Annotated in this window: 9 protein-coding genes; 6 read left to right on the top strand and 3 right to left on the bottom strand. The window is 58.3% G+C overall.

The features are described from left to right. A partial coding sequence (locus IVA82_RS25180) for a hypothetical protein (RefSeq protein ID WP_247493631.1) occupies window positions 1-232 on the top strand: 232 nt, incomplete at its 5' end. Between the two features lie 708 nt (window positions 233-940). On the opposite strand, the gene IVA82_RS25175 is transcribed toward IVA82_RS25180, so the two are convergent. Both IVA82_RS25175 and IVA82_RS25170 read right to left on the bottom strand, forming a co-directional pair. Continuing rightward, complete coding sequence (locus IVA82_RS25175; protein WP_247493630.1) at window positions 941-1,417, bottom strand: Lrp/AsnC family transcriptional regulator; 477 nt, start codon at window positions 1,415-1,417, stop codon at window positions 941-943. 674 nt (window positions 1,418-2,091) lie between these two features. Further along, on the bottom strand, window positions 2,092-2,565 hold the full coding sequence (locus IVA82_RS25170) for a hypothetical protein (protein ID WP_247493629.1): 474 nt from the start codon (window positions 2,563-2,565) through the stop codon (window positions 2,092-2,094). A 301-nt stretch (window positions 2,566-2,866) separates the two neighbouring features. Between IVA82_RS25170 and panB the strand changes: the two genes are divergently transcribed. Continuing rightward, window positions 2,867-3,748, top strand: a complete 882-nt coding sequence (gene panB / locus IVA82_RS25165; protein WP_247493628.1) for a 3-methyl-2-oxobutanoate hydroxymethyltransferase — start codon at window positions 2,867-2,869, stop codon at window positions 3,746-3,748. Window positions 3,749-3,750: 2 nt separating this feature from the next. After that, the gene (gene panC, locus IVA82_RS25160; RefSeq protein WP_247493627.1) at window positions 3,751-4,608 is read left to right on the top strand and encodes a pantoate--beta-alanine ligase; all 858 of its coding nucleotides are present in this window, start codon (window positions 3,751-3,753) and stop codon (window positions 4,606-4,608) included. Window positions 4,609-4,742: 134 nt separating this feature from the next. Here panC and IVA82_RS25155 read toward each other — a convergent pair whose 3' ends face one another. Then, window positions 4,743-4,892, bottom strand: coding sequence for a hypothetical protein (locus IVA82_RS25155; RefSeq protein ID WP_247493626.1), 150 nt, complete (start codon window positions 4,890-4,892; stop codon window positions 4,743-4,745). A gap of 114 nt (window positions 4,893-5,006) precedes the next feature. Between IVA82_RS25155 and IVA82_RS25150 the strand changes: the two genes are divergently transcribed. From IVA82_RS25150 to IVA82_RS25140, 3 genes are all read left to right on the top strand, one after another. Continuing rightward, window positions 5,007-5,384: a hypothetical protein gene (locus IVA82_RS25150; protein WP_247493625.1), complete on the top strand. Its 378-nt coding sequence runs from the start codon at window positions 5,007-5,009 to the stop codon at window positions 5,382-5,384. Further along, the gene (locus tag IVA82_RS25145; RefSeq protein ID WP_247493624.1) at window positions 5,360-6,925 is read left to right on the top strand and encodes a DNA-primase RepB domain-containing protein; all 1,566 of its coding nucleotides are present in this window, start codon (window positions 5,360-5,362) and stop codon (window positions 6,923-6,925) included. The genes IVA82_RS25150 and IVA82_RS25145 overlap by 25 nt, the downstream gene beginning before the upstream one ends. 152 nt (window positions 6,926-7,077) lie before the next feature. Continuing rightward, a complete protein-coding gene (locus tag IVA82_RS25140) occupies window positions 7,078-7,221 on the top strand; it encodes a hypothetical protein (RefSeq protein ID WP_247493623.1) in 144 nt (47 codons plus the stop codon). Window positions 7,222-7,282 lie beyond the last annotated feature (61 nt).

Genomic DNA, 7,282 nt, shown 5'->3' with positions numbered 1-7,282 from the left:
AACCCGGCGGCAGTATCCGTGGCATGACCATCTCGGCGGAACCGTCCACGCCTTCCGGCTCCGCTCCACCTCCACAACGAAGGCGACAGATCACGAGCTACAAAAGTACGACATCTTCACCCGCTACGGACATGGCGGGACATCCAGCCATTATTATCGAGCATACGCCTTGGGTAGCGGTCGCAGGTCGTCCCAGGTCTTCGCTCCAAAGCTATTGCGGCTGATCAGCTGACCGATCAACAAAGTTGCGCAAAACGATGCTGTTGGCGTCCGCGCCTCAATCCGAGTTCTTGACCCTTGCCGCCTGTCGGGTCAACGAGAAACGCCGATGGGAATGCGGATGGCAGACGAGGGGTGATGATCGTGATTGATAAAGCGAACGCCTCGGAGTTGCCACCCGCCTTGCACAATCACCATTCCGTTTTTCCTGGATTCTCGCGCTCGTGGCCGTCTCCATCAGTCTCTGCGCCGGGGCAGTTTATTACTGGACCAACATCGAAACAGTTTTCGCGACATCAACAGCGCATGAACCTGTCCCTGCGCTAGGCTGATCACCTGAAGAGAGGGAAACTCTCTCGGGGGATTCCGTCGCGGGCAACGGCAGGCAATTAACGAAATTGCAGAGCTCAATCGCGACATCAATCAGGCGGATTTGAAACGGATCGCGGATCAGGTCGAGGCGCTGACTGCGAATTTTGCGTCTTGGCAGAATCTGCCCGTCGCCACCTCTGTGCCCCTGACTCCTTCTGCGCCGGCACCGGATCCAGTTGTGAGGCGGGCAAAGAGAATCATTCAGCCCTCTAACCCAGAAAGGCCGATTTCGGTCAGGGGCGCTCCGCTGCCCGCCGAGCGAGACTCCGATCAGCGTTGATACAAGCGATTGCGCTCGCGAAGAAACGCAAATTTACCGATAGGTGGTAACAACACTCTGGCGCAGCGATCAATCGTCCGCGGGGATCTCGACTGGTATGGCAAAGCCCGCCTTTACGCGATCCAATACGACCATCGTCTTGAATCCCTTTATGTCCGGATTCACGTAGAAAAACTTCCGGGTGAACTCCTCATAATCCTCCATGGTGCGGGCGGTGACGTATAGGACAAAGTCGGCATCGCCAGTGACGTAGAAGCCGTTGACGACTTCAACTGACGATTTAACGGCCTTCTTGAATTTGTCTATGATATCCGCACGCTCCCGCTCCAGGCTTACAAGCACAAGCATTTGAATGGGTCTGCCTACCGCCTTCGGCGAAACAACCGAGATATCGGCCTCTATAATGCCTTCCGAACGGAGCCTCTTCAGTCGCCGCTGACACGCGGTGGCAGAAAGCCCGGCCAGTTCGCCGACTGCCTCCGAAGTCGTACGGTTGTTTCTTTGCACGATCTCGAGGATGCGGGCATCTATCCGATCGTACTGCATAACCGGACCCCCACTCTTGAGGTGAATTTCGACACGAAATGGCTTCGCGGCGCAGGAAATCGTCGGATAGGATATCCTAGGTTCAGGGTTACTTTCAACTCATGACCTGGAAGGTCGGCCTTGGACGCCAGCTTCCAAATGGCCGATGGGCGGCAACGCAATACCTCTGGGAAAGGTGCACTGCAGGGGCATGGTGCAGCGATTTGTGCCCCACGCTCTCTCCATTCGAAGGGACGCCGATGGCAGCTAACGAAGAATTTCGGCCGACCTCTCGATCGTGGATGCGACCGGTCATTCGGGCGCCATTGACAGTGCACGCCCTCGGCTGTTGGCGCTCAAGACTTCGTACCGGCTTGATCGGTTCATCCGGCAGCTTAACGCAGCCGCCTCAAGACCAAGGCCGCTCGGTATGTGACGAGGGAGCAGGGCTTCTTCCTGGCCAGTCGACTTCGCTAGCATGAAGCCCGCGTGTTTCACGAGCTTCGAAGGTGCGGAACCTTGATACCATATTGTCATGCGCCAGCCGTCAGCACTGTGTCTATTACGTTCAGACAGGCGGCTCAAGATGACGCATGCTCCACTACATCACGCGGGTGCGCTGGCTACCCCGTCGCTGATGGCCCGCGCTGCGCAACGGAAAATTGTCGCGGCAGCCCAAGAAGGCCGGTAAGGTATCAGCTGCCGCCGCATGCTGAGGTATTCTCTCCCGTTCTTTGATCAGACCTTGCGTTGTGCCCAGTGCCACTTCCAGGGCTGCTGCAAGGCTCGGGGGCCTGACCGAGCAAGTCCCGCAGGCGTTCGATGCGGGCGGCCTGGAAAGGTGAACCAGGGTTGGTCATCAAGACGGGTCCATCGGCTCGAAGGCGAGGGCTCGTCACCAGAAGGTCATGACGAGCGTGGCCGCTCGATGGCTTGTCGGCTAAGCGCGTGCCCGTAGGGTCGGCACAGCCCCAGTCCGCGCCATGAATGCGCACCATGTCGCGATGGGCGCGCTTGATGAATGAGCGTTCAACCGAGCGACGGGCAAATATTGAAGCGACTAGCGCAAGCCCGCAAATGAAATAGCTGTTCGAAAGGCTCCAAAATGCACCGACGACCACCACGGTGAAAGTGAGTGCCGCGGCGGCGTTGCAAACCTTGCCGACCATGAGCTTGCGGCCTCCCATCAGAATTGCTGGGGCACTATAGCGGTTCAGCCGGGCCGATCATCGGCGTTTTTGGTCCATATCCGCCGCTTTGCGATCCATCACTCGTACCGCGACCTTCCTCTCGGCCGCAGAGAATCATTCCCACGATGATTGCGCGATCATTGGGAGGTTCGGTGCGCCCTTCTTCCAGTTCGGAGGGAAAGCTTTCTTTGTGTATCGGTGGATTGACCCTTATCTCTCCTCTCGCCTAGGAAGCGCCGGGAGTAGAAGTGCCGGCGTTAAGAAACAGATCAGGACCGAGATGAGCCACACGCCGCAGTCGCCAACCCAGCGAGTTACGATACCCCTTGTTCAGCAATGGAAGGAGGAGGGGCGGCGGATCGCAATGACCACCGCTTACGACGCGGTTGCAGCGCGCATCGCTGATCCGATCGTGGATATTATCCTCGTCGGCGACAGTGTTGGCAATGTTTGCCTCGGATTCGACAACACCTTGCCAGTCAGCGTCTCGATGATGAATCATCACCTCGAAGCGGTTGCGCGGACAAGACCGCGTGCCCTTCTCATTGCCGACATGCCCTTCCTCAGTTTCCATGTCAGCCGGGAAGAGACCATCCGCAACGCCGGCGGCTTCCTCCAGCGTGGCGCCGATGCGGTGAAGCTCGAAGGCGGTGCAAACCGCCTCGATATGGTACGCGCCCTGGTCGACTGTGAAATTCCGGTGATGGGACATCTCGGTCTCACGCCACAGAGCGTCAATGTCATGGGTGGTTTCAAGGTGCAGGGTCGGACTGCCACCGACGCCTTCGGCCTGCTCGAGGACGCGCATCGTCTGCAGGAAGCTGGTTGTTTTGCTCTCGTGCTGGAGGGAATCCCGGCGGAGCTAGCAGCGCGGGCGACGGAGATCCTCAAGATCCCGACCATCGGAATCGGAGCCGGTCTTGGTTGTTCGGGGCAGGTGCTCGTGTTCCATGACGTGGTGGGTCTTACCGACGGTAAGCCGCCCAAATTCGTGCGCGCCTATTCCAATGGATTTCAGCTGATGCAGGAGGCGCTCTCGCGCTGCGCGACTGAGGTCCGTGGCGGTACATTCCCAGGAGGGCAGGAATCCTATCGCCTTCCGGACGCGCTCAAGGAGCTCGTCGCAAACTGGACTCCACACGAACCAACCTCACGGTCGTGATCATGCGAACCATCCGATCCGTTGCTGAACTGCGTCGCGCTTTAGCTGAGGCTCGGGGCCCCGACAGACACATCGGATTTGTGCCCACGATGGGTTACCTGCACCAGGGCCACATGGCCCTGGTCGAAGACAGCCAGGCTCGTTGCGACGCCACGGTCGTCAGCATCTTCGTTAATCCTACGCAGTTTGGCCTAACGGAAGATCTCACCACCTATCCCCGCGACTTCCCTCGCGATGAACAACTTTGCCGGGAGGCAGGAGTCGACGTCCTCTTTGCTCCGGAGGTGCGGGACGTCTACCCGCCTCAGTTTGATACCTTTGTTGAACCCGGTGCACCCGCACAGCCCCTGTGCGGCCCGTTCAGGCCCGGCCATTTCCGGGGCGTTGCGACCGTTGTCTGCAAGCTGTTCAACATGGTCCAGCCGGATGTCGCCTTTTTCGGGCAGAAAGACTTGCAGCAATGTGCAGTCGTCCGCCGCATGACCTTTGATCTCAATCTGCCGATCGATATCGTCACCGTGCCGACCGTCCGCGAGCCGGATGGCCTCGCAATGAGCAGCCGAAACCGCTATCTCAGCGCCCCGGAGCGCAAGCGTGCATTGGCGATCAGCCGGGGCCTGCTCTCGGCGGAAACCGCGTTTCGCGAAGGAGAGCGCGATCCCGTCCGGCTGCTATCGCTTGTCAGGCCTCCCCTGGAGGCGCTGGATGAGTTGCAATACCTCGAAATCGTGGACGCTGAAACGCTAAAGCCGGCCACGAACCCGTTATCGCATCCGGTCGCCATTTGTGCAGCAGGGTATGTTGGCTCGACCCGGCTTATCGACAACGTCCTGCTCGATCCGGAGGCCGCCAGCAGATAGGAAGCTCCCAATCGGTGAGCCTCTCACAACGTGACAGCAAGCAGGTGCAGAGAGGCGATGGCGGAGAGGAAGCGAGCGACCCTTGGAGGGGCGCCACCGTGACGACTTAGTGCGAGCAGGCGTGGAGCGCGTCTCTATTGAGATGGCGGATCCGGTCGCTCAGATTTTTGTATCTTGAGGGCACGGCGCTTCATCGTCGCGGTCAGCTTTTTCGTTTTCCCACCAAGTACTTTGCCGACGAGGCTGCCACGTTTTGATCTCTCGTTTTGCTTGGTCTGCTTCATCGACATTCCCTAGCTAGCTGACCGGTGTCATTCTCGACCAGTCGCGGTGACACTGACTTTCGTCCTGCGCTGTGCCATTTGAGTTTCGCCATACCGCGACCCTCTGAGGGCACAATGAACGGACCGACGACAACTTTTTGCAAAGCAGGTGAGGGCCGTTCCGGTTTCGAAATCGCGGCTGTGGAGCGACACGTTTCCTTGCTGCACGAACTTGCATCAGACCTGACAGGAAAGCTTGTCGTCTGTATCTTCCACGAAGGTCAGCCCGGAACGATAACCCACCATCGCGTCGGGGACGTGGACGGAACAATTGCCGCGATCATGGCTCACGCAAATACGCCGGGTGCCAACGTCTATATGCCACTTTGCGTCATGCGGGCCGATCTGCCGCGCGGCAAGAAGGGCACCGAAGCCGATATCGTGGCGGTGCTTGCATTAGTCGCGCCGACACAGGCAAGATCGGTGAAATGCCGGTCGAGCCAAGCTATGTGATCGAAACGTCACCGGGTAATACCCAACAGGTAATCTTATTCGACAGGCCATTGCGGCCGGAGGAGGTGAAGCCGCTTGCGATAGGTATGAAGAGCGCCGCCAGTTGTGACCATGGCACTGCGGATATCTCTCACGTCTGGCGCATTCCCGGCACGCTCAATTGGCCGACCAAGAACAAGCTCGCGCGTGGACGAAGCGCCGAACCTTGTTCGGTGTTGATGAAGGAGGAATATCAAGGGCTGGTTTATAGCGCCACTTCCTTGATGGAAGCACTCGGGGCATACGTCAAGTCGGAGGCGCACACAACGCGGGCTGAGTTCAAATCCAGGGTAGATACCGAACTCCTATGGGACCGCGTGCGGGATATCGGGCGAGCGCACCTAATGAGTGACGGTCAGCCTGACCGCTCGGCTCATTTGGCCCGGATCGTAGAGCAACTTCATTTTGAGAAGTTCTCGCTCGACGAGACCATTTCTCTTTGTCTCGACCGATCGGGACAATGGGCAGAGAAATACGATAACGACGAACGTATGATAGCCGACATCGAGCGCATTTGGCGCAAGTTTCCTGCGCAAAAGGATGGCGTTGCAGAAGAGGACAAGGCGGCAGCGGAGGCGTTCGTAGATGCGCAGATCGTTAGCCCACACATTCGCTCCCCGATTCTTAAGCCGCCTTCGTTTGACAGCAAGCCATTTCAGTTGCTCAGACCGGGCGGCCTTATCACCGACGTAGCGAGTTTCGTCCACGGCACATCGCCATCACCGATCCCGGAATTTGCGATTACATCAGCACTTGCTTTGCATGCGGGAATTTTCGGGCGACGGTATCTGACTCCCGAAGGGCTTGGATTGAACCTCTACATTGCCAACGTTGCGGGTTCGGGATTTGGCAAAGACCGGCCGTTGAAAGCCATCGGCCGACTGGCCGAGGCAATGGGAATGAGCCACATCGTCGGTCCAAATGACCTAGCCTCAGACTCGGCCGTTGAGGCCATTCTTCGGTTCTATCCCTGCCAGGTGTTCCCGCTGGACGAATTAGGTATCTTCCTGAGCGCTTCAAAAAAGAATTCGGATTCGTTCTTGCGAGCTAGGCGGAAAGCCTTCCTGGAACTGTACTCGTCCTCGACCAGTAGTTGGGTGGCCAAGATGCGCGCCTCCGACATGGCGAATGGACAGACACCTAAGTCCAAGATTATCTGGCCTACTGTTTCCTTTCTAGGCGCTACGACGCCCACCACGTTTTATGACGGCCTAGAAGAGGACGCCTTCAGTAGCGGTTTCATCGCTCGGTTGATCGTGACTGCGGTGGATCAGCCGCCCACAAGACAACGTATCCGAGGTTACCCGGCTGTACCCGCAGCCTTGTTGAAGAAGTTGTTGGACGCTGCGGGCGGCTCGTTCTCTGGGAAGATCAATCCTGACCCTTACAAGATACCCGTCCATCATACGGCGCAATGGGCCGACCGCGATGCGGAGTTGCGGATGGATCAGATCAGAGATTGGGCACTTCAGGTGGCTCTTGCCGACGAACGGCGCGGCTGAACCGGGCTGGCGACCATACCAGCAAGCTGGCAACGATCCGGGCCATATCACGCGATCCCAAGTGTCCGGCCGTCACCGTCGATGATTTGGAATGGGGCTTCGGGATCGTTTGGCGCTCCATCCAAACGGTTGAAGATGGGGCCGAAAGGTACATGTCCGGCAGCGCGTTTGAAGCGCTCTGCAAGTCCATCGTCGAGGCCGTGCGGCAGTGTAGGGATGAAGATGGCCTGAAGAACGCGGAGTTGCTGCGGAAATCGGGAAGCAGGCCGACACCCGAAACGTCGATCAAGCCCTGACACGCGTGATCAGCGGAACGGGCCAGATCGTTAATGTTGGCAAAGCGCGACTTGGACCCGG

The organism is Bradyrhizobium sp. 142 (genome assembly GCF_023074015.1).
Taxonomy (GTDB): domain Bacteria; phylum Pseudomonadota; class Alphaproteobacteria; order Rhizobiales; family Xanthobacteraceae; genus Bradyrhizobium.
The sequence above is the reverse complement of the archived record's forward strand: the minus strand, read 5'-3'. Positions and strand labels throughout refer to the sequence as shown.

Coding starts and splice junctions, on each gene's coding strand:
- panB (WP_247493628.1), top strand. CDS start 2,867: ATGAGCCACACGCCGCAGTCGCCAACCCAGCGAGTTACGATACCCCTT.
- panC (WP_247493627.1), top strand. CDS start 3,751: ATGCGAACCATCCGATCCGTTGCTGAACTGCGTCGCGCTTTAGCTGAG.
- IVA82_RS25170 (WP_247493629.1), bottom strand. CDS start 2,565: ATGGTCGGCAAGGTTTGCAACGCCGCCGCGGCACTCACTTTCACCGTG.
- IVA82_RS25145 (WP_247493624.1), top strand. CDS start 5,360: ATGCCGGTCGAGCCAAGCTATGTGATCGAAACGTCACCGGGTAATACC.
- IVA82_RS25150 (WP_247493625.1), top strand. CDS start 5,007: ATGAACGGACCGACGACAACTTTTTGCAAAGCAGGTGAGGGCCGTTCC.
- IVA82_RS25175 (WP_247493630.1), bottom strand. CDS start 1,417: ATGCAGTACGATCGGATAGATGCCCGCATCCTCGAGATCGTGCAAAGA.
- IVA82_RS25155 (WP_247493626.1), bottom strand. CDS start 4,892: ATGAAGCAGACCAAGCAAAACGAGAGATCAAAACGTGGCAGCCTCGTC.
- IVA82_RS25140 (WP_247493623.1), top strand. CDS start 7,078: ATGTCCGGCAGCGCGTTTGAAGCGCTCTGCAAGTCCATCGTCGAGGCC.